Here is a 21,412-nt window from a genome sequence, read left to right on the forward strand (position 1 = left end):
GGGTCGGAAGCTGCCATCACAGATAATTGGATGAAACCGCCGTTGCTGATATAATCCGACAATGGAACAGGGAGTCGACCAGCTATACAGGTCCGCTGTCGAGAAGATGGCGAAAAGCGCGGATTCCGACATTGAGAAACTCCGCCGATCGGTGATTAAGGACCCGGGTTCGCTTGGCGCACCCAATCCAGGGGGTATCGCCGAAGCAAGCGGCCGGGATGCCTCTTGGGGAAGCTATGCCTTCGACAGCCTGCGGTCGCACGGCTTCATTCAAAGCGACCTGATGCGGTTCAAATGGTTCCAGCCTACGTCGCCGTATATCGACGATGAAATGGCCGCCCTTGCAGGCGTCGAAGCCACCGCGATCATCCGCCTCGCGTCGCTGGATTGCGCAGCCGCGCGTGCCGAGCTCCGCAAGAGAGAGAAGACCTTCGAACAGACTGCTCGCGCCGGTAAACCCCTTGCATCGTCATTGGCGCATCAAAAGCTGATGCTGTCCGTGGTCGCTGCAACGGGCGAAGTGCATCTCCTCGAAGAATACGCAAAACGAGCAACCGTGGCCCTCGCCTATGTTCAAGCGCGTCGCCTTGATGGCGACGCATTGAAGGGTATGGTAAGATCGGCCGCAAGCATGATCCGCACGATTTGCTCCATGCCTCCTCGCGATTGCGCAGCTGCTGCGACGGCAATGCGCCTCCACCCCCAGGACGCCGGTCGAAGCCTGAGCTAACGACACTCAGAGGGCGAACGCCAGTTTCCCTGCATCGGAGATCGGCCGAAGGATTGGCGTCGAAGAGCGACTGCTTCCGGCATAGGTTGGCACGCCGCTGATTTGCAGCTCGATCGTCTGGAAACCGTCGGTTTTCTCGTTCGCCGGAAACGAACCCCCCGCCATATTGTCGATCAGTGTGTAGAGCGACGGCGCAGTCCCATCGAAGAAAAATCGGACCGACTGTCTGATCCCCTCCAGATCGCCTGACCTTGCGGCGCTGAGAAACCGGTCTCCGGCCTCGACCAGGAATCCGGTTCTGTCGGCATAGGAGTCAGCAATCCAAAGAAGTCGGAAAAACGCCTGCGGGATGAACTGCTCGACGAGCTGCGAGAGAGTGCTGCGCGGGCCGCCAAGCACGAAGGTGGTTAGCGCCATCGCGCCTATGAAGAAGCGCTCGTTTCGCACGTCGATGCCGCGTACATGCGCATTGAGAAACGCCGCGGTTTCATCGATCTTTTCGGCCCCCGTCAGCGCAAGCTTCAGCGCCCCAATTTCGACGATGGCGCACAGCGCCAGGCGCCATTCCTCGACCTGTTCCTTGGTAAACGTCGACACGACGTAGGACCGTCCAGACTTCTTCAGATATCCGCCAGCACCCAACGAGAGCAATAATTGGCGAGCCATGGAGAGCGACACGCCGGTGTACCGCATGATATCCTCGGCGTACATTGGCGCACCTGCTGCCAGTTCGCCAAAGAGAATGCGCTCCCGAAGCTCGATATAAGTCGCATCGATCTTGGAAAGACTTTCGTTCACGAGGTTTGCCTTACCCTTCTCTTCGGTTGGCATTTGTCAGAAACTATCATTTGGCATCATCTGTCAGCAAGCAATCCGTAGCGTCTTACCCCATCTGATTTTGAACGAAGCATTCGGTCAGCCGTTGAAAGTTATGACCGAAAATGCTACGCTCAAAATAGGAGATGGAAGTGGAAAACTACGATCCGTATCGATTTGACGACCCAATCAGCTATGCCGTGAAAACTGGAGATATTTCTCATGGAGCTTCGCCACGAGATGTCTCAATGTCCTATGACGATAACGCTGAAGGGCCTGTTTTTGATAGTCGGACTGGCCTTAGCCGGCGAGCCAACGCGTACCTTGGCTTAGCGTTGGCAATGATTTTCCTGATCGTCGCAATCCTAGGCATGTAACTATTCCTTATCTCCACGTAGTCGGCGCTGGAGCGGGCTGCGACGTCTTTCATCGCGGTCGTAGAAGCGCTCATTGAAGCGGTCGTCGGCACCACCAAGACCATCTCTACCCTGCTCGAACTCCTGACGCCGCTGACCATAGCGTTGGCCATTAGCCTCGTAGCGTTCGCCTATCGAACTTCCACCTTCATCAATCCTGTCGCCCACTGAATTATCCGAGGTACCGCTTACATGGTTGCGGGGACCACCATGGGATGGCCGCGGGGTTGAACCGCGAAGGTCCGCTTCGGTGAAATTGCCAGGTCCCGAAACATTTCCGACGACGCTGCCGCTTTGCGGGATGAGATCGCGATAGGGTGCCACTCGCTGGTCGTAGTAATCCGAGATAATCTCTCGGGCGACGAGATCGTAAGCGGCCTGCTCTTGAGGAGAGTAATCCGTCCGAGCGAGGCTGGGGGCGGTTATGCCCATCTCCGCCGCCTTCTCTTGATACCTGCTGGCGACGATCTGGCTCATATCGAAGCTCACGTTCGCCCCGACGCCATCGCGCGTCGAAGTATTGTTGCTGAGAGACAGTGCGGTCTCGTCGATCGCTGCGATACGTTCGTCGATCCTGCGGATCTGCTCCAGTGCCCGCTCGCGGGAATACGAATTGTCGGTGTAGGCCTCGCTTCTGTTGAAGCTCCCACTCTGAGAATATGTCCCACTGTCTTGGGTGACGTTCGATCCATTCGAACGATTATCCGATGTGGACGAGTCAAAGCCTTGCGTTTCGTCCCGCCTGCTTCCGCGATCCACACTATCCAGTCGCGTGCGACCGCCTGACATCCCAGCTTGCGCGCCGCCGGTGAGCCCCGCGCCAGAGCCCCGCCCTGGCCGCCCGCCCGTATTACCCCTGCCGGCAGATCCTCCGACGCCGATATTTCCACCTCTCGTCGTCTCAAGACGATCCGTGTTGACCTGCTGATCACCTTGACTGCGGGTAATGCGCTCGCTTTCGCTTACGCCATCGCGGGCGTCCATCGACTGGTTGTCGAACCGCTGCGTATTCTCTCCGGAGCGATAACCGGCCGAGCTTTCCGAACCACTCGCGTTCCGAACCCCGCTCGTCTGCCTGGTGGACGTCCGGTCGAGAAACGAGACAGCCCTCGAGCGCTCTTCGGTGAGGGTGTTGCGTGCCGTCTCGAGTTCGGAAAGCGTCTGCTGCCTCTCGGCGTTGTTGAACGAGGACAGGGACGATCCGAATGCCAAACGGCTCATGCCTGGCGAGGTGTCGAAGACGGTCGAGCCGTCCGCTGTGGTCTTCGTCAGAGTCCCGTTCGGATTGACAGTGGACATGACCGCGGCACCGCCCGTGAACGACGGTGCGGTATTCCATTGATTGGATTGCCGATTGAAGCTCGACAGGTTCATGTAGCTCTCGTTCCCGTAGGAATAATTGCCCGTCGTCCGCTCGACCGCCGCAGCTTCGGCCGCGCCCTGCGCTGGCGCAAGCATCGAGGTCGCTTGGGAGGATACAGCCATTGCTCCGCGCGCCATGCCGGCGGCGAGGAACGGGATCGACATCATAAGGAAGCCGGCGATCGTGGCGGTATCGGCATTGACTGCATCGATGCCCGCCATGCCCGCCATCGTGATTCCGCCCGGCGCTGTCGCATTCAACGAGTCCGAGGCGCGGTCCATGATGAACATATGCAGCACCGCATAGAGCGGCCCCCATGCCGCGAGATAGAAGAACCCGGTGAAGTATCCTTTCAGGGCGGTCACCCCGGTGCGCGGAACCAAAAAGAGCGGGAAGATGACCGGGAACATCGCGTAGAAGACCACCGTCAGCACGATGTTGAGAAGCGGAACCCACGTCATCGCTTGCTGTGTGATCGAGGTGTAGGTGTTGCGTGCCTGCTCCTCTGCCCGGAGCATCGCAAAGGTGTCGCCGTCCGCCGCGCCGAGGTTGGCGCGAGCTTCGAGGAAGGCACTCACCAGCGAGCGTTGATGGAAGATCTGCTGAGCTGTCTGGCTGCTGCCGTGGAACTGGTTCGCGATCACGGGGAGATCGGCGATCAACTTCGCGCGTGCCGCCGCTGGGGTCAGACCGGGGAACAGCTTTCGGCCCTCCTCTTCGAGCTGGGTATCGGTATAGGTGACAATACCGCTCTGGAGGCTGTTATAGCCGGCTTGGCATGTCACGATCGACGGGGAACCGCTGGCGGGTATCCACTTCATCCCGCGCGCCGGCGAACCGGGACCCATCTCTGTTAGAATGTCATTGGAGTTCGCGATCGCATCGAATGACTCATGGCCAAGCAGGATGTCATAGAACAGGCACTGCTTGAAATACTCCTCAAGGTTGGCGCTGATGCGAGGATCGCGGATCGAGAAATCCCGCGTGCGGTCCCATAGCCGCGCCCCATAGATCATGCCGTTGTTGGACATCTGGAGCGCGTTCGGCATAGTGAAGACCGTTTCGGACGTTCTCGTCAGCCAATCACCGGCGGTCGAGCTGACAGAGGCGATTAGAGCCAGTCCGACGGGCACGTTGGCGACAGTCGCAGGGGCCAAGCTAGGATTGAGGCGATCCGTAACCTTCACGGTCGTGGTCGGAACGATCAATGCGCCGTACATCAGCGTGGCGCCGAGGAACCAGTTGAGCCAAGCGCGCCAGTTGAGGCTGAAGGCGACGATCAGCAGCGAGTAGATGAGACCCATGACCATGACGACGCGGAGGAGGGATCGGAAGCCCCCTCCCCCCGTCCATGCGCTGACCGCATTGAGGACGTTGACGATGTACTCGCCGCCACCGATCGTGAATATCTCCATCATCGCTCGTGACCCTTACTGGATGCCTTGGTTCGACAGCGACGTGCTGAAGGACAGCGCTGCCGACATTTGCGGAGAGAGACTGTTGCGCAGGGTGCTCTCCAAGAAGACCGCGCGCTGAACGACGTGGTGCGTCCGATCCAGGCGCTGGTTCATGCCCTTGGAATAGGTATCGAGGACCGCGCGCACGGAGGTAATCTGCTCTCGCCACTGCGACAGCGCCTCCTCGTTTGCGTTCTGGAAGGTGCCGACCCCCCTCGAGGCGTAGCCGTAATATTGCTGTGCGAGAGCATCGAGCAAATCCATCGAAACGATCTCGGCCAGATCGTTCATCTCGTTATCGGTCATTCCGCCGAGCGTCGCTGCCGCGTTGACCGAGATGATCTTGTAGAGCGGGATGGTGGTGGCGCCGAGCAGGCCGATCTCGTCCGTCGTGAGAGCGGCGTTCGACCGCACCTTGTCGTTCATGCTCTCGATCATCGCGCGGACGCGCGGTTTGAGAGCCTCAGCCTGGCTTACACTTAGCGTCTGCGTCACCGGCTCGAGACATTTGTCATCACCGCGGCAGTCGAGCATCGTGACCGAGTTCGTTCCGTCGAGGAGAGCTGTAAGCAAGGCGCGATCACCGGACCCGACGAACTGGTAGCCGCGCTTGCCGCTTGGATCGCCGTCCTGGTAGTAGATGACCGTGCCCACGAACGTCATGAGATATTCGCGGAACTCATCTGAGAAGCTGGGGTAGCTTTGCTTCAGCATCTCCCACGTGAAGTTGTAGCTTTCGGACGGGATGGTCGGGTCGCTGTTCGCGGCGATCGTCGACTCCCGCTGTCCGCCGGTCCCGCATTCGTGCCGGCCCTTCGCCCAATCGGAGAAGAGCCCCTGGCTGTTGCCGATCGACTTGCAGATCTCCGACGACATGCGGTCCGATTTCCCCCACAGACCACCGACGAGGTTCTGCGCGGTCTCGCAGCTGTTCATGTTGAACTGGTTCATCTGCTGGGCCTTCTGCGCCATCTCCTCGATGGTCGACGCGATCTGCGGGCTGATCGACTTGATCGCGAGCTGGAAGGCGAAGCCGAGCGCGTTGTTGGCCGTCGCCTTCAACATCGCGACGATCTCATCCGTGTTGATGAAGGAGAAGCTGCCCGAGAAGACATCGATGCCCCCGCAACCCGCCTTGATCGACGGCAGCTGCAGGTTGACCGGATTCACGCTCTTCTGCGGGAACCGCGTCCAGATGTTGCCCCCCGAATAATAGCCCGCCGACTGGCCCTGATAGGCCGTGGGTCCCGTCGCGTTCGCCGAGGCGCCCATGTCGTTGAAGAAATCGTTGAGCTCCGCGCCCACCTGAGCGTTCACCGGCGCTGCGGCCATCCCCGCCGCTGCCAGGGCGCACAGCGCGACGCCGGCGCGTTTTGCGAAACGGGCGGCGATGCCGCCTCTCGTCCGAATAGACATCAGTAATCGCTCCCTGGCTCGATTTGGGTGAGGTAGAAGATGCGCTGCATGACTTCGTCGGCCGCCATGACGCCGTAGCCGATCGGGATCGGCTGCTTGGTCTGGGTGTCGAAGAGGACGATCGCCGGCACGGTGCCTCCCTGAAGGCCCATCCGCTGATACTGCCCGCTGTCGACGACATAGTTCGAGAAGACCTCGTTCGGTCCGCCATCCATCGACACCGCCAGGACCTCGAGACCGTAATTGTCCGAAAGGGCACGCATGACGGGCGAGAACGTGCGACACGCCGAGCAGCTCGAGGAGTAGAAGTAGAAGACCCCGTATCGCTGGGTCAGCGCCTGCATCGAGCCCTCGCGCTGGTCGCGCCGGTCCGTGAGCCAGGTCTGCTTGGCCAGGGTCCCGACTGGTCGTTCGAGCGTGTAATCGAGCTCGGGGTTCTGCCAGATCGACCGGCTCCACGTATCGGCGAAGGTCGACGCCCGATCGAGCTGCTCGCGCTGGAAGCGGATGTAGTTGACGATGTTGTCGGACGTCGGTTCGAGGATCGCCAGCGCCTTGAGCTCGTCGAGCTGCTTGGTGATCGCCGCCATCCGCTCGACAGCGGGAACGGCCGGGGCGGCCTGGGCGGGCTGTTGCTGCCGCTCTCTCGCCTCGCGCTTCACCTTTTCCGAATTGCAGTAGAACCACGACCCGAGCTTACGCTCGTCGCAGTAGAAGGAATCGCGCTGCGACGCCGGATCGGCGGTCTGCGCGAAACCGGGGGCCGTAGCCGCGGCGACGAGGGCCGCAAGGCTGAGCAAAGCGAGCTTGTTCATGAGCATTTCCCTTTGTCGAGTTCGAGCATTTGGAGGAGGAAGGCGGTCTTGAAGTGGCCGCGACCGCGATCGATCATGCGGATCATCCCGCCCGAAAGCGTCGTGGCGCCATCGACGCCGGCATTGGTGAGGCAGAAGTCGAAATCACCTTCGCTTCCGCTTCTGCGCGAGATCCAGCCACGCTCCAGGAGACGTCCGATCGAAGCCATGAATTCAGGACGCGACGCCGGACGCAGAAACCAGTCCTGGATGCGCGAGAGCATTTCCTCTTCGCTGGCAGCGAGATCGCGTCCGATCGCGACGCTTATCGCAAGATCGAGCACTTCGGCTGCGGGGAATGGATCCCCTTTTTGAAAAGCGATGACTTCGGCACCCGCCACGTCATGTCCCCCCGTTCGTGTTGTAGTAGTTCTCGATCCTGGTCTGGATCTGGATCGACATCTCGATCTCGTCCGGCAGCTTTGCAGCGTCCACGAATTCGGCGTAGACCTCGCGGAAATCCATCCGGCTGAGATCGAGCTGCTGAAACTGAGCAATGAGGAAACCTTCGCAGTCGGGTTCCTTTGGCTTACCCCACTGCATTCCGAGCTGCGCCTTGCCCTGTTCGTTGAGGATGCGGACCAGCTTGCTCCCGTAGCAGCAGTATGACTGCTTGCGGGTGACGCAGACCCCGAGGATCTTGTCCGAGCAATAGGTGCCGACGTAGTGGCACAGGCCCGCGTCATCCTTCTTGTCGACGTCCCGATCCTGGCTGTTGCAGAGCCACGGCGTCAGGAGAGGAACACCCTTCCCGCTGCAGCAGTTCGACAGGCCGAACACCTTCTTCGTGCATTTGAGATTCTCGCCGCTGAAGATCTTCAACTGGTTGGGATCAAACCCATCCTTGAGCTCGCCCATGACGTTCATGGCGACCATCGCATCCTTGAACTCGGTTGACGCCTCGCGCGTGACGCTCGTGCATTCCCCATCGATGCAGTAGAGATCGCCGGCGCATACATAGGCCGGCGGGGGCGGTGTGCCGGTATCCGGCGTCGTGCATTGGAACCAGCGATCGTAGACATTGCAGGTCGTGCCGTCGGTATCGTAGCTCAGGCATTCGTCGTGACTGAACGAACATTCCGGGCGGGCTTCGAGCGCAGCGCAATCGTTGGCGGGCAGCAATCCCTGGCACTGATAGGTGCGGCTCCACTCCCAGCACGGGCGCGTCACAGACAATCCGTTGATGACTCGCGTCTCGTTCGGCGCGGTGCAGGTTTCGTTCTGGAGAGAGCATGACGCCGTGCCGATCGTGGCCTGACACTGCGCTTCGTCGACAGCCTCGCTGACGATCCGTACTGAATTGCGTTCGACGCCGCCCGGAATACTGAGCTGGGAAGGACAGCTGTAGGTTTCACGGTAGACGGGATCGCCTGGCTCGGTGCACCACCGCCCATCCCTGCCGCCCCACTGAAGGCAGGTTTCACCGATACGCTCCCGATCGATGAGACGGCAGCTTCCCGCATCGAGATCAGGCTGGATAATGTCGCAGTACGGCCCGCTAGTCTGGTATTTGATAAAGCCGGTCGAGCATTGATACTCCCAATACCGTGTGCCTTGGGTCTGGACCACGAGAGGCGCCCTGCAGGTCCTCGCTTCGTCGAACGGCTGCGAACCCTGGTTGCAGCTTTCGAGATAGGTTGTGGAGCCCCCTCCCCCAGGCGGTAGCGGGTTACACGAACCGGTGGACCCGCCAAGAGCGCCGCCGGGCCCGAGGTAGGTGTCCGGATCCGCCTCGATCGCCGATGCCGCCGAAAGGTCGATCGTCGCCGGATCAACCACCTTGCGGTAGGGATCGACCACGACCTGATAGTCCTGTTGATAGCGCTGCGCCTCCCCCGCCGTCGTCAGCCCAACCGCATCGTCGGCATAATCCAGCGATGGAAAGCTCGTCCCGCCAAATGTCGGCACATCAGCTTCGGCGCCGTTGGCAAGGATCGAACCGTTGGTCGCGTCGCGTACACCTTCACCGAGCGCCTCGCCCTCTGCCCGCGCATCGGAAGAGGTCATCTGCGCGTGCGCAAGCTGACCCGTCGCCACGAGCGCGGCACATGCAAGGGCGAGTCCGCGCAGATTCACCGCGCCGACCGGTAGTTGGCAAGCGCGACGCGCGAGACAGGGGCACCCGGGCCATTGGCATTCGAAAAGGTCTCGAGGACATAACCGACGCTGACATTGCCCGCGATCCGATCATGCGGAGGCGGGGCAGTCACGCAATCGAGCTGGTCGCAAGGCTCGAAATCGCTGGAGAGCGCGACGTAGGTCGGCACCCGGTCGACGCGGAACGAGCGGAACAGTCGCGGATCGATAGCGACGTTGCTCGCACCCGCCTGATCGACGACGTTGCGAATGCCGGTGATGAACGCCTGGGGGTTTCCGGCCGAGAAACCACGGAACACCACCACGCCGCCCGCCTTCGTCGTATCCTCGATCATCTTCGCCAGCGCCTCTTCCGGCATCGAAAGGCTTGCGAACGCGATGAACAGGGGCGCGCCTTCCGGATTGGCCATGCCCGCCTTGGCGCCGGCGACCATTTCGTCGAAGTCGAACGGGCCGTCCCCGCCAGCGATATCGGACACGTCGAGCCCTTCGATCGACGCATATCCGTCCTGCACGACCGTCTGAGCTTCTTCCTGGTGCTTCTCGCCGTTCGCGGTGACGTAATCGAACAGGGCCTGGGCATCCTCCTGGAACTCCCCGGCGCGTGCCTCGATGGCCTGCGGATCGAAGCCATCGGTGGTCTGGGCGAAGACGGCCGTGACGCAGCCCAAGAGGCTGAAACCGGCGAGGGAGAAGGCGATCTTGCGGTTCACGGGCGGTCCTTCCGACTACAGCACGCAGCAATTGCGCTTGCGCCAAAGGAGGAACCCCACGTCCTCTCCCTTGACCGGGTAAACCTGGCCGGACTTCGGCAGGATGGTGGTGGCGCCGATCGGAGAGCAGCTCTCGCGTCCGCTGACCATGGGGGTGGGATTGACCTGCTGAAGGCGATATTGGCTCTTCTTCAGAATCGGCATGATGTACTTCGAGCAGAGCGCTTTCGAACCGCTGGTTCCCCACGCGAGACCTTGGCGATGCATCTTGTAGATCATGCGCTCGGCCGCGAGCCTAGCCGACTGCTTGATGCCGACGTTCGCTCCGATATTGCCGTTCATAGGGTACATCGGCCCTTGGCAACCCGAGCACCAGAATAGCTCATCCAAGGGCAGCTTGGCGCTGGATGCGATGCAGTCGGCCGAGCAGGCGGCTTGAGCGATCGGCGAGGTGAACAGCGCAGCTTCGGGATTGAGCAGGGTCGTGAGCTCATCATCCTGCCACAGCGGATCGATCTCGCTCATGTATGCGACGTCGAACGAGCTGGCTTCCAGGCACAGGAAGTCAGTTACGACTTCGAGCCAATAGAGCAGCGGATAGATGTAGTAGTGAACGTGATACTTCGCGGTGTTCTGCGACTGGCCGCCTATCTGGGAGGAGTTGGACGCGTAACCGTTTCCGATAGAGAACCCCGGGTCGAGCTTGATGCCGCCGAGATTGGGAAAGCACCACGGCTTGGTCGAGACATCGACAAGGCGAACCGGCTCCCAGAAGCCCATTGCCAGCCCCACGCGGGGGACAGGGGTTCCGCAAGCGCAGATCGGGAGATCAGGGTTCTTGGTATCCGCGCGGGACGATGGCCAGATCTTCAGCGATCCGAGCGAGAGGGGAAACATGCAGCCCCAGCACACATCCGTGATGGGATTGACGAACGATCCGGAACACCGCCCCGGCCCGGAAGGCAACCCTTGCGCGGACGCCGGCACGGCAAGCGCGAAGGCGGCGAGGGTGGTGATCGCGGCAAGCCACCTACGCCACATCGTCCGTCTCCCGGAACAGCCAGGCGTCGTCGGCGGCATTCTTCAGCTTGGCCCACGCCCAGCCCTGGACAACGGTGAAGGTGAACGCCGCGACCAGAATGGGGAGAGCGGCGGTGCCGAGCAGCTGGCGGAGCTGGCCAAAGAAGAGCAGCGCAATCGCGACCACGACGCAGGACGCAATGACGCGCACCCGGGCGGAGCGCAGCTCCCTCGTTTCGGGAGCAGCAAGAGGAACCGGGATAAGATCGCGCCAGGAGTTCACGATTGCCTCCGCGGAAGAGCGGTCTCGGTGACGACCAGGACATCTCCCTTCGCCTCGACGAGAGCGGGGGTGTGCCGGATACCGAAATGGCTGGTGAGCTTGCCTTCCTGATCGAAGTAGAAGCGTCGCTGGTGGGTCTTCATGGACTCGAACGGAGATCCATCGACGAAGATAATCTTCGCCCGCTCGTCCGATCCGTGCCTGAGCGCCCACTCGATCTCGGCGGGATTGTCGCCATCGACGAAGACCAGCTTCTTCGACAGACCCGAGGTAGCAAGCGGATTGACCCTCTGGCCGCGCGCCGCGATCAGGTTGCCCTGATGGTCGCGGATGTCGTTTTCGACCACGATGGCGGGATCGAATTCCCACGATCGCGTCTGTTCCGCACGGGACATGCCCGAGACGGGAACCGGGCGCATGACGCGGTCCTTCACCTTCGCGGCGAATTGCTGGTTCATCTCTTCGAGCTTGCCGGTCTCTCGCGCATGATCGAGCCGCGCTTTGATGACGGATAGCAAGTCGGGTTCGATGACTGGCCAGGTCTGCCCCATCTGACCGTGATCCTGCGCCTGCGCGGTCAGCATCGAGGGCGCTGATACGGCAGCGCCAACGGCAATGCAGGAGACGATGGCGAGACGGTACCTCACAGGATCGCCACTCCGGTTCCAACGAGGCGGTCGCGGCATACGAAGCCGATATGCGAATACCGGCTGTCGAAACCGTCCTTGTGGTGGGTGGCCGCGAACACGCAACCGTCGGGCACGACCCCCAAGGGCCCTTCGGTGAGGGCGTCGCCCTTCTTCGTGAGCGGTTTGGTAGAGACGATCCGTTCGCCGTTGACCAGCACGTCGCGGCCTTCCCGCGTCACGACATCGCCAGGGAGGCCAAAAGCGATCTTGGCAAATGCTCCGGGTTCTTCGCCGAAATACTTCTGCGTGACCGGATCGTGGCCCGGGTGGAAGATCACGTAGTCGCCGCGATCGGGAAACCGGCCACTCTCGACCAGAAAGGCCCAGTTCGGAAGTGAATCCGTCGCGTTAATCATGAAGGCGTGGCTTTCGCTCCAGTGCTGCAGCGACGTAACCGCGGTGCCGACGCCGAACAGGGCTGCGATCGCGAGGAGCTTGCTCTTGGTCGACAGGCGCCTGGTTTCAGTTCTGGACACCGCCCTGCCCTCCCCCGTTGGCAGCCATGAACGCCTGCATCTCCTGTTCGACACGCGCGCCCTGGCTCTGCTGAACATCGAGCGAGGCCTGTGCGATCTGCGGGCGCGGCACCTTCGCGTAGACGGCCGTCTTGACGCTCTGCGTGACGTCCGGCACCTCGCCGCCGATCACCGCCTCGTGGACGAGAACCACCTTCCCGCTTTTCGAAAGCCCGGCGACCGTTTGGTCCAGCGCGGCCATGAACACCGCCGTCTCCTGAGCTGCCGTCTGTTCATCGGAACTCGAGCGAGCCTGCGCCTGGAGATATTCGCCGATGATGCCCTGCAGCTGGAGCTGCACGAACTCCTGCCGCCCTCCATCCTGCAAAACGAGGTTCTTAGTGACCCAGGCTCCCCACATGAAAATGGCGAGGGCAGCGGCGAGCAGGATGATCTCTCGCGGCGAGAGACCGGCGAAACCACGCTTCGCGACGGCCGCCTTCGGCTTGCGCGCCGAATCATCAGGCGCGCGGAAGGACTGGGTTTCGAACAGATCAGTCATTGTCACCTCCAGCGACGTCGAATGCCGAGCGAAGGCTCGCGCGGCGGAAGAAAGCGATGAGAACGAAGGCGCCGCCGAGAACCGTGAAGACGATCGTCTGGAACTGCGCCTGCCGCGCCGCGTCGGCCGCGAGGAACCGCGCCGCGAGATTGTCGAGCTGCAACATGGTTCCTGACAGGGTGAAGCTGCCAAGGAGAATGAAGAACAGCGTCGCGACGCCCAGGGTCGCAAGCACGGTCGTGGCGATCCAACCTGTCAGCCGGAGGGCAACGACCATTGCGTCCTGACCTCGTTCGACCGGCGCGCGGGTCAGCGCCCGGTGTGCGAGAAGTTGAGCGTTCATTCCGCCGCCTCCAGCATCTGATGGGTTTCGGGAAAGGCCACCGCCTCGATGGCATCGTGCATGGGGAAGCCCCGGTGGACGTAGTCCTCGATGTCGGCAAAGACGTCCGGGCTCGAAGAGTAGAGAGTGGCCGAGTAGCGATCGAGGACGAGCCGCCCGATGCTTTCCGTGTCCGGCCCGCGGATGAAGACATCCGAATAGTCCACTCCGTTGCGCTTGAGCGATCGAAGGAGTGCCTCGGTCATGTTGTCCATCTCGAAGCGATCCGAATTGCGGAAGTCCGAGATCGTCTCGCCCTTCTGCTGGAGGATCAGGAACCAGTCCGAGTTTTCGAGCGCGGCGCGCGAACCTTCGGACTTGTAGTAATCGTGGATGGATTGCGTGGCGGTGATGAGCGAGCCGCCATACTTGCGGCAGGTGCGCGAATAGGTCTCAACGAAGTCGGCCATCGCCCCGCCCTTCAGCATCTGCCAAGCCTCGTCGATGATGAGCGGCTTGGGGATCGCACGGTCCATCCTGCGCATCACCTGCGAAGCGATGAACATGACCGATGTCAGGACCACGCCGCGCAGCTCCTCGCGTGTCGCGAGATCGGAAAGCTCGAAGACCGTGAGGTCGGCCGAAAGATCGAGATTGGCATCGCCGAGGAAGAACCGCCCGAAGGTGCCGGTCGATGCGAACGGCAGGAGCGAGGTCGCCAGATCGTAGGCGAACGGGTGCTCGGGCTGCTTGAGTGCCTCGATAATGTGATCGACCGTTCCGTCGCGACCCTGTGCCTCCCACACGGCATTCACCGCCTGGTCGATGAGGCCGCGCTCGGTATCGTTAAGCCGCGTCTCGTTGCGCGCCATCTGCGAGATAATTGACTTCAGCATCGCGAGGCAGTCGACCAGATAGTCGTCGTCGCCTTCGGCCAGCTCCTCGTCGATCATCCGGAACGGGTTGATCGAGATACCGGACGAGAGCTTGAACTCGGTGAAGGTGCCGCCAAGCGCCTTCGCCATGTGCTCGAAGCTGCGACCATCGTCGATGACGATCGTCTTGGCGCCGACGCCAGCGAAACTGGCGGTGAGGTCCTGCAAAAGCACCGACTTGCCCGACCCCGACTTGCCGGCGATCGCGACGTTGTGGTTGCCGGCGCCGTTCTGGAACGGCGACCAGAACTGCGGTTGTCCGCGCCGCCCGACGAACAGGAGGTGCGGGATGTTCCCGCCGACATATTCACCCTGAATGGGAGCGATCGCCGCGACATTCGCGGAGCGCATCGTGCGCAGACGCTTCATCCGCTTGTAATCGGAATCCAAGCCGTCGGCGAGCATCAGCGGGAAGTGGGCCATGAAAGCGGGTAGCTGGATGTGGGTCTCGTCGATCAGATCCCATCCGCTCGCCTTGTAGAGCGCCTTGAGGGTCCGCTCGCACGGTTCTCCACGGCCCTTCGGAGCGAGGATCGAGACGGCATAATAGCAGGAGACCAGCTTCTCCCCCTGCTTCACACGGTCTTGGATGAACTGCCACTCGGCCGCCTCGGTACGAAGCTTCGGAACGAGCTTCACGCCCTTCCCTTCCGCAAGCGAGCTGGTGCGCGCGAACTTGTAGCCCGCCTTGCTTTCCGAGGACTCCTGGCCGGGGATGATCCCGCAGACCGTCTGGAGCACCGGGCATGGCAGGTTCAGCTTCGGATTGAAGATATCGCCGATGATCTTCTGAGTATCCCAGGGAGCCCAGCGGTCGGGGAAGTTGCGCACCGCCATCGTCCGAATATCGAAACGCTCCGGAACGAAGTCCTTCATCTCAGGCACGCCCTCGACGGAGGTGCCGGTCGGGCGCAGCGACTGCGCATGGAGGATAAGTCGATCCTTCTCGACATGAGTGACGAGATCGCGCCGCACGCACTGCTCGTTGATCGGATCGAAGCGGTTGTAGCCAGGCACTTCGTCGCCGGCACCGGTGGACGGCGCCAATATCTCATCGAAGAAACGGATCAGGTCGGTCGGCTCGAACTGCCTGATCGGCACGTCGATCGATTCCAGCGCGGAAATTATGCCGTCACGCATCGTCACCAGATCGTCGGTGGAGAGGCCGGATCCTTGGCTGATGCCGACCGACATGACGACGCGGTAATTGCGGACGAAGAACGGACCGTCGCTCGCGAGGGTCGACCATGCGCCGTTGCGCAGCTTGTCGAGACGGTGCTTGGCGAGCGTCTGGAAGACGCCCGAAGCTTTGAAGCGCGGCAGAGCCCAGTCCTGCAGCTTCTCTGCGACGCGCGGAGAGGAATAGTTCGTCACGCTGAACTTGGTTCCGGGCAGGAGAATGTCCGAGAACAGCGAGCTGATGATGTCGTTCACCCGGTCGTTCGCACCGACGAGGGGCGCGAGCTCGAGAATGAAGCCTTTCGACCGCACCTGATGGAAAATGCGCTTGCCTTCGTCGTAGGAACGATAGCCGAGGTAATGCGCGAGCATGGGAACCTGCGGTGGGGCAGACTTGTGCTCAGGCTTGCGGCTGTCGCCGACTACCAGGTCCACGATGTTGCTGAATGCTTTCATCATAGCGGCTCACTCCACCACGCCGGGGAACGAAGCGGCCTGACGCCGCGGCTTCGTCTCACGCGCCGCCAGTCGTTCCGACACCTGTGCTTCGATCGCGGCGATGGGATCGGGTCCTGCCGCTACCGCGACCTCCCTCGGCTGCGCGGCCTGACCCGGCGAAGCGCCGACAATGTCCGGCGCGATGGCGAGAAACGGAGGCGCGCTCTCCGCAGCCGCCAGGAGACCCTGATTGCGGGTCGGATGGCGGCCGCGCATAGCCATCGCGTCCATCGCATCGCCGCGACCGGGCAAGACGGCTTCGGTGCGGACCGTGCGCCGCGCGTGACTCATGCCCGTGGCATCGGTGTAGCCCGGGAATACGACCGCGAGCTCGTAGCTTGGAGCACTCCTCGCCGTCATCGGTGCAGCTGCGAGGACGGTGTTGTGAACCGGCGCGTCGATCCCGTCATCCATCTGGTACGGGCCGGCCGGATTGAGCAGGTCGGAGGAACTCGTCTCCTCGATCCGGGAGATCGCGCTGTCGTCGATCACCGTGGAAGGCGCGCACACCCCGTCGGGGGCGTCGCAGCGAAAGCTGCCGCTCACATTGGTGCCGAGGGTGGTACAGCCGGAGACTAGGCTTCCGAAGACCGCGATGGCGAGGATGGCTTTGCTGTTCACGACGCACTCCCTTGAATCCAGCTTTCGAGGAATTCGCGCGGACGGAAGCCGTGGACGACGGCGCCATCCTCGCGGACGATTACGGGGGTTCCGTTGAAGCCGTGCTTGCGAGCGAAAGCCTCGTTCGCGTCGAGACCGGAGGTGTCGCAATCCGATCCGGTCGTGATCGACCCGCCGTCATAGGCCTGGTTGACGGCCCGGCGCTTGTCCGGCGAACAGATGACCGCTTCGGAGATGGGGCGGGTGCCGAGCACCGAGATCGGCCGCTCCACGACCTTCACGTTCAACGTCTCGAGGGTTTCGTGGAGACGCTTGCAGTAGCCGCAGCGGAAATCGCTGAAGACGGTGAGAGTCCTCGCGCCGCGGCCCATGACGACCGCACCGTTTTGCGGCAGTGCAGCGAGTGCTCGCGGATCGATCTGATCGTCGATCGAGGCGGTGTCTGCGCCTTGCTGCCCCGGCGCTTGGGCGGGATCGGACGATGACGTGTCCCCCCTCCCCCAATGAGCATATCGGGGTTCATCTCCAGCAGCCGCGCCGCTGTCAGATCCTGCTTCGTCTCCATGTCGTACACGCGGCCGATGATGAGATAGCGGGCGCCGTGATCGATGTAGAACAGGTTCTGACGGGCCTGGACCTCACACACCCCCTTGATCTTCTCGCAGTCGATCGCTGTGATCTCGGTCTTTGGAAGTCGTTCTGCGAGGGCCTTCTCGACCGACGGGCCCGAACTCTGTGCCAGCGCGGCAGCGCCCATTGCGATCCCGCCGCCAGTGGCCAGGATGAGCAGTCCCTGAAGGACCCGTTTGACACCGCTCCTGTAGCTGTCGCCGCCGGAGGCCGGAAGAATGCGTTGGTTGTTCATGAGGCTCAGTTCCTGATGAAAGTGCCGTCAAGGAACACGACCTCGACGCTGGCGCCGGTGGGCATCTCGACGACTGGCTGATATTGCTCGGCGCGCTCGATGAGATATTCGGAGAGCATCTTTCCGGAATTTTCAGCGCCCCCTCCAAAACCACGGAGGGCAATGTCACCCGCGCTCGGGCTCGGAAGGCGTGAATCGCCATCGCGATCTTGCCCGACCGCCGCTATGGGAACACTGAAGGCGCTGTTCACCGCATTCCCGGCGCCACTAACGAGACCGGCAAGGAAGGCTTGCGTCGTGAGCGAACCTTCACGGCTAATGACGCGGCCGCGAATGCCGACCTTGCCGCCGAACGCGATGAAGCCCTGAACCTCGGACACCGCAAAGCGCCCACCGGGCTGAGCGCACGTCATGCGCTGTAGCTTCACGTAGACCTTCTCGGAGGAGAGGTCGCCATACGCCGCGCCGTTCACCATGCATCCCTGCACACGCGTGGCGAGAAGGCGCCCCTCGCTGTAAACCGAGCGCGCGGGCCCGGTGATGCGCAGAAGCACCGGCAGCGGATCGCTCTGGCTACGGGTGTTCGTGGTCGCATCCACCCCCACCACCACGGTCGCTTTCGCGATCGAGTTGGGCGGGAGATAGTTCGGCGAATCCGTGTAGACCGCGGGCGACTTGGACGCGTCGATGCGCGACCCGGTGCCGCCATTCGCGCTGAACGACACCATCTGGACGTCGTTGCTGCGTCGGGGCGGCTGAGGTGCCGCCGCGGCAGGCGATGAGGAGGGGGCAACCCCCAGCGCCTGCGCGGCGGCCACCGGCCCGGGAGCACTGGGGCGTGCATTGCCACGGCTCGCCTGCTGACGGAGCTGCTCGTTCTCGCGCTCGTATGCCTCGAGAACCCGCTGGCCATCGCGGGCCATAGCGGCGTTCTCGTTGCGCAGGCTGTCGACCTGCGACTGAAGCTCCATCATCTGCCCGGCTTGCGCTTCGACGCCCTTAAGCCGCTGGCCTTGGGAATTGATCTCGCCCTCGTACATGGCGACCCATTCCTGGTCGACGCGCTGCCGGTTCATGAGAGCATCGGTCGAGACCGTGGTCTCGGTTCCGTCGTCCATCGCCTGCTCGATCGTGTCGTCGGTATCGAGGACATACATCGACCCGGCGATCGCGATCACGCCGACCAGCCCATACATGAGCATCTTCTGACGCTTCTGCGTCTGATCGTTTTCCGCGATCAAGCCACTCTCGTCGAGCTCATCGTGCTCGTCCTGTTCCGCAGCGTCGAGATCCTTGGGTTTGCGCTTCAGGAAATCCATCTCAGTTACCTTCCTGTGGGGACGACGACATAGGCGGCAGTCGCCTGCCCGCTCGCGAGGTCGCGGTTTGAAATGCTGACGGCGATCGCACCGTCGCCGGCGATGAGCTCTTCCTGCAGCGTCATGGGCGCCGCGCCGGTGTTCTCGATCCGGAGGACCTTGCCGGTCATGGTGGGGCTGCGATATTCGCTGACCAGCTGCACCTTGATGTCGCCGACATTGACCGGGGCTCGTGCTGCGTCGCTGATCTCGAAGCCGGTTACGGGACGCTGTTCGAACATCGCACGGACGAGACCTACCGCGCGATCGTCGAGTGACGCGGCCTGCAGCGTCTCTGCCTGCGGTTGCGGGTTCTCGATATCCGCATTGGCCACGAAAACCTGCAGCGCACCGTCGCCGGACACCTGACAGTCGAACTTGTAGACGTAGCCCTTCTGCGTCGTGCCGAAGAACGAGATGTTCGGCTTCGTGTACCCTTCGGGAACCGAGAGATAGATGTCGCCGCGGGTCGGCTCGTGAACGATCGCGAAGTCTTCCGCCTCGATCCCGGTTTGCACACGGGATACGGCGACGAACTGGTCGTCCTTGAGCGCGATCCGGGTGAGGTCGGACTTGGAGGCCTGGCAGCGCACCTCCCCGTTATCGACGGCGAGGATGTGTTCCTGTGCGAGCGCGGGGACGGCAGACATCACGAATGCGCCGGCAATGAGAGCGGCCCCGCCCAGGCGCGTCAGGTAGCAATCGAGACGCGAGGCGAGAAGGCCGCCCGACACGATCATGAGCGAGGAAATGGCCGGGTTCATTCTTCCTCTCCTTCTTTCACGACGACGCCGAAACCCTTCAGGCGGAGCGAGACGCCGGTGTATTTCCAGTGGAACTCGAAGACCTTGTGTTCGCGGCGCACATCGCGCGAACCCACGATCGTATGGAGGACGCCGCCGACTTGGCTGGTGAGCTCGTCGGGGTTCGTCCTGATCCAGTCGATGGTGACGAACTGGGTGACCTGCGAGCCTTCCTGCTCCGCCATGATCTCCATCAGCTTCGCCTTGAGCGCGCCGCGCGATTCCGGTGCGGCGATGGCGACGATGCCATCAAGCCAGTATTGGAGCGTTTCGGGCGAGCGGTTGAGCGCGAGCTGCGCAGTGTCACGGGTCACCGCCTCGAGATATTCGGGCGTGACCGATGAGGAGCTCAGCGTCATTTCGTTGGAAAGGATCGGCTGCAGCACCACTTCCCGATCGCGGGTCGATGCGGCCGTGAACATCACCACGACGAGGATGCCGAGAACGATGCAGATGAGCGCAAGAAGGTTGCGCTGTTTCAGCGTCCGTTGTGACGCCTCGTGAGCAAGAGATAGTTCCATGTCAGCCCGCCATCACACGAAGATGAGAAGGCGGAGCGACCTTCAGACCAAAGAAACCGCCCGGCAGATGCCAATAGGCAAAGTGCAGGACCCAATACATCGAACGCCCGGCTTTAAGTTTGCGATAGAAAAACCATGCAGCGACACTGAGGAGAAGTCCGATAACGATGTGCTGCGCGAGAATTCCCCAACCGAACGGAATCAGCATTATGAGGAATTCATCCAGCGTCCAGAACCCGATGAGCTCGGGGTCGTCGAGATGTCTTGGGATGGAATATTGGTCCAAAGGTCGTCTCCGCCAGTCAGGGGGCGGCTGCGTCTCGCTGGCGATCAGCAGCCCGCGCCCCCGTGGAGAGGGTCCGATCGAGCGATCAGACCGTGCCGGTGATCGTTGAGGTGACGATCGGCACGCCGGTGCCGGCACCGACGCCCACCCCGACCGGGATTGCCACTTGGCCGAGCGAGAAGCGTCCGGAGGCAAGCGCCACGATGCCGCCGGCGAGCGACAGCACGGTGATGATCTTACCGCCTGAGCCTTCGAGGAAGTCGGTGAACTGCGTTAGCGCGGTGTCGAACGTGGTGTCGGTACCGGCCATCGCGGCGTCGATCCCGAACACGCTCATCCCGGCCACTGCAGCCAGGGCGACGGCGAGGTTCGCGCCACCCTTTTTGAGATCGAGTGCTTTCATTGTCTTTCCCTTCTGGTTTGACGAACAGCGCGATGCGCCAAGACCAGAAGGGAAGAACGGGAACCTTTTCTCAACCAATTCGTCGCAAGGACTGACCTTTCAAGGTGCGAATCGCGCTTTGTCGATCCGACTGGTCAAAAAGACTGCACCACTAGGGATTAAATAATAAACCGGGTGGCATTCCGTTTGGGATCTATTGGCACGGAATCAGGACCACCCCGGAATGAACGCGGGTATGGCTGGCCTGTATGCAGCGCCGACTCTCAAGGCTAGACACAAAGCTGATTCAACGACGGTTCGACTCGCAGACTGATCGCACCCGAAAGAGAATCCAGGGGGCGAGGAAGCGTCATGTCGAGCGACAGCGAGGTTGTGCACGAGTTGCTGCTGGGCGAGCAGCCATTTGCAATTATTGCGGAAGCGATCCGCGTGCTAACCGTCGAACGGTTGAAATTTCAGCGGCTTAGAGACGTGATTCTTGAGGCGATCAAAGATCCCCCGAAGCCAATGGATGAACAGGTTGCGTTGTTCAAGAACCAGTTCCCACTCGATGGCCACGTAAGAATTTATCTTCGCTTGTCCCGATCGCTCAATTCCGAACTGGAAGCGCTCAAAATGGACCTATGCCAAAAACTGGATGAGAACTGCGGTGTACGTGAGACGGTTATCTTCTGTGCATTGTCGATCGCCCAGAGGAAAGATTCCACTTGCCACGGTTAAGGGCTTTTGCGCAGTATGCATTTGCATAGG

Annotated in this window: 25 protein-coding genes; 3 read left to right on the forward strand and 22 right to left on the reverse strand. The window is 61.7% G+C overall.

All coding sequences use genetic code 11. The features are described 5' to 3' along the window. Positions 1-61: 61 nt before the first annotated feature. Positions 62-730 (forward strand): hypothetical protein, encoded by a 669-nt coding sequence (locus VWN43_RS00470; RefSeq protein ID WP_330767159.1) that lies wholly within the window; start codon positions 62-64, stop codon positions 728-730. 6 nt (positions 731-736) lie between these two features. Here the strand turns inward: VWN43_RS00470 and VWN43_RS00475 are convergent, their stop codons facing one another. Beyond that, positions 737-1,528, reverse strand: a complete 792-nt coding sequence (locus VWN43_RS00475; RefSeq protein ID WP_330767160.1) for a GntR family transcriptional regulator — start codon at positions 1,526-1,528, stop codon at positions 737-739. A gap of 170 nt (positions 1,529-1,698) precedes the next feature. Between VWN43_RS00475 and VWN43_RS00480 the strand changes: the two genes are divergently transcribed. Beyond that, positions 1,699-1,923 carry a hypothetical protein gene (locus tag VWN43_RS00480; RefSeq protein WP_320179841.1) on the forward strand — a complete coding sequence of 75 codons (225 nt, stop codon included), beginning with the start codon at positions 1,699-1,701 and terminating at the stop codon, positions 1,921-1,923. Here the strand turns inward: VWN43_RS00480 and VWN43_RS00485 are convergent, their stop codons facing one another. From VWN43_RS00485 to VWN43_RS00585, 21 genes are all read right to left on the reverse strand, one after another. Then, complete coding sequence (locus tag VWN43_RS00485; protein WP_320179842.1) at positions 1,924-4,743, reverse strand: conjugal transfer protein TraG N-terminal domain-containing protein; 2,820 nt, start codon at positions 4,741-4,743, stop codon at positions 1,924-1,926. Between the two features lie 12 nt (positions 4,744-4,755). Next, positions 4,756-6,198 carry a conjugal transfer protein TraH gene (locus VWN43_RS00490; RefSeq protein WP_320179843.1) on the reverse strand — a complete coding sequence of 481 codons (1,443 nt, stop codon included), beginning with the start codon at positions 6,196-6,198 and terminating at the stop codon, positions 4,756-4,758. After that, a complete protein-coding gene (locus VWN43_RS00495) occupies positions 6,198-7,013 on the reverse strand; it encodes a conjugal transfer protein TraF (protein ID WP_320179844.1) in 816 nt (271 codons plus the stop codon). Before VWN43_RS00495 ends, VWN43_RS00490 begins: the two co-directional genes overlap by 1 nt. Further along, a complete protein-coding gene (locus tag VWN43_RS00500; protein ID WP_320179845.1) occupies positions 7,010-7,393 on the reverse strand; it encodes a hypothetical protein in 384 nt (127 codons plus the stop codon). Before VWN43_RS00500 ends, VWN43_RS00495 begins: the two co-directional genes overlap by 4 nt. Before the next feature lies 1 nt (position 7,394). Next, the gene (locus tag VWN43_RS00505) at positions 7,395-9,089 is read right to left on the reverse strand and encodes a conjugal transfer protein TraN (RefSeq protein ID WP_320179846.1); all 1,695 of its coding nucleotides are present in this window, start codon (positions 9,087-9,089) and stop codon (positions 7,395-7,397) included. 35 nt (positions 9,090-9,124) lie between these two features. Continuing rightward, a complete protein-coding gene (gene trbC / locus VWN43_RS00510; RefSeq protein WP_320179847.1) occupies positions 9,125-9,862 on the reverse strand; it encodes a type-F conjugative transfer system pilin assembly protein TrbC in 738 nt (245 codons plus the stop codon). A 15-nt stretch (positions 9,863-9,877) separates the two neighbouring features. Continuing rightward, the gene (traU, locus tag VWN43_RS00515; RefSeq protein ID WP_320179848.1) at positions 9,878-10,903 is read right to left on the reverse strand and encodes a conjugal transfer pilus assembly protein TraU; all 1,026 of its coding nucleotides are present in this window, start codon (positions 10,901-10,903) and stop codon (positions 9,878-9,880) included. Next, a complete protein-coding gene (locus tag VWN43_RS00520; protein WP_320179849.1) occupies positions 10,893-11,165 on the reverse strand; it encodes a hypothetical protein in 273 nt (90 codons plus the stop codon). The genes traU and VWN43_RS00520 overlap by 11 nt, the downstream gene beginning before the upstream one ends. Next, complete coding sequence (traW, locus tag VWN43_RS00525) at positions 11,162-11,812, reverse strand: type-F conjugative transfer system protein TraW (protein ID WP_330767166.1); 651 nt, start codon at positions 11,810-11,812, stop codon at positions 11,162-11,164. Before traW ends, VWN43_RS00520 begins: the two co-directional genes overlap by 4 nt. Next, positions 11,809-12,330: a S26 family signal peptidase gene (locus VWN43_RS00530; RefSeq protein WP_320179851.1), complete on the reverse strand. Its 522-nt coding sequence runs from the start codon at positions 12,328-12,330 to the stop codon at positions 11,809-11,811. Before VWN43_RS00530 ends, traW begins: the two co-directional genes overlap by 4 nt. Then, positions 12,317-12,871: a TrbI F-type domain-containing protein gene (locus tag VWN43_RS00535; RefSeq protein WP_320179852.1), complete on the reverse strand. Its 555-nt coding sequence runs from the start codon at positions 12,869-12,871 to the stop codon at positions 12,317-12,319. Before VWN43_RS00535 ends, VWN43_RS00530 begins: the two co-directional genes overlap by 14 nt. After that, complete coding sequence (locus VWN43_RS00540; protein ID WP_320179853.1) at positions 12,864-13,214, reverse strand: hypothetical protein; 351 nt, start codon at positions 13,212-13,214, stop codon at positions 12,864-12,866. The genes VWN43_RS00535 and VWN43_RS00540 overlap by 8 nt, the downstream gene beginning before the upstream one ends. After that, positions 13,211-15,763 carry a type IV secretion system protein TraC gene (traC, locus tag VWN43_RS00545; RefSeq protein ID WP_320179893.1) on the reverse strand — a complete coding sequence of 851 codons (2,553 nt, stop codon included), beginning with the start codon at positions 15,761-15,763 and terminating at the stop codon, positions 13,211-13,213. The genes VWN43_RS00540 and traC overlap by 4 nt, the downstream gene beginning before the upstream one ends. Before the next feature lie 9 nt (positions 15,764-15,772). Beyond that, positions 15,773-16,426 (reverse strand): hypothetical protein, encoded by a 654-nt coding sequence (locus VWN43_RS00550; RefSeq protein ID WP_320179854.1) that lies wholly within the window; start codon positions 16,424-16,426, stop codon positions 15,773-15,775. Next, positions 16,423-16,797: a DsbC family protein gene (locus VWN43_RS00555; protein ID WP_320179855.1), complete on the reverse strand. Its 375-nt coding sequence runs from the start codon at positions 16,795-16,797 to the stop codon at positions 16,423-16,425. Before VWN43_RS00555 ends, VWN43_RS00550 begins: the two co-directional genes overlap by 4 nt. Beyond that, positions 16,710-17,291 (reverse strand): disulfide isomerase DsbC N-terminal domain-containing protein, encoded by a 582-nt coding sequence (locus VWN43_RS00560; protein WP_320179856.1) that lies wholly within the window; start codon positions 17,289-17,291, stop codon positions 16,710-16,712. Before VWN43_RS00560 ends, VWN43_RS00555 begins: the two co-directional genes overlap by 88 nt. 5 nt (positions 17,292-17,296) lie before the next feature. Continuing rightward, positions 17,297-18,610, reverse strand: a complete 1,314-nt coding sequence (locus tag VWN43_RS00565; RefSeq protein WP_320179857.1) for a TraB/VirB10 family protein — start codon at positions 18,608-18,610, stop codon at positions 17,297-17,299. A gap of 5 nt (positions 18,611-18,615) precedes the next feature. Beyond that, complete coding sequence (locus VWN43_RS00570; RefSeq protein ID WP_320179858.1) at positions 18,616-19,413, reverse strand: type-F conjugative transfer system secretin TraK; 798 nt, start codon at positions 19,411-19,413, stop codon at positions 18,616-18,618. Next, a complete protein-coding gene (locus tag VWN43_RS00575; RefSeq protein ID WP_119587617.1) occupies positions 19,410-19,973 on the reverse strand; it encodes a type IV conjugative transfer system protein TraE in 564 nt (187 codons plus the stop codon). The genes VWN43_RS00570 and VWN43_RS00575 overlap by 4 nt, the downstream gene beginning before the upstream one ends. Position 19,974: 1 nt before the next feature. Next, positions 19,975-20,259 (reverse strand): type IV conjugative transfer system protein TraL, encoded by a 285-nt coding sequence (traL, locus tag VWN43_RS00580; RefSeq protein ID WP_119587616.1) that lies wholly within the window; start codon positions 20,257-20,259, stop codon positions 19,975-19,977. Between the two features lie 85 nt (positions 20,260-20,344). Beyond that, positions 20,345-20,662 carry a hypothetical protein gene (locus VWN43_RS00585; RefSeq protein ID WP_119587615.1) on the reverse strand — a complete coding sequence of 106 codons (318 nt, stop codon included), beginning with the start codon at positions 20,660-20,662 and terminating at the stop codon, positions 20,345-20,347. Positions 20,663-21,013: 351 nt separating this feature from the next. On the opposite strand from VWN43_RS00585, the gene VWN43_RS00590 reads away from it, so the two are divergent. Further along, positions 21,014-21,382: a hypothetical protein gene (locus VWN43_RS00590; RefSeq protein WP_320179859.1), complete on the forward strand. Its 369-nt coding sequence runs from the start codon at positions 21,014-21,016 to the stop codon at positions 21,380-21,382. The last annotated feature ends 30 nt before the right edge of the window (positions 21,383-21,412 follow it).

It is taken from the genome of Qipengyuania sp. HL-TH1, assembly GCF_036365825.1.
GTDB lineage: Bacteria > Pseudomonadota > Alphaproteobacteria > Sphingomonadales > Sphingomonadaceae > Qipengyuania > Qipengyuania profunda.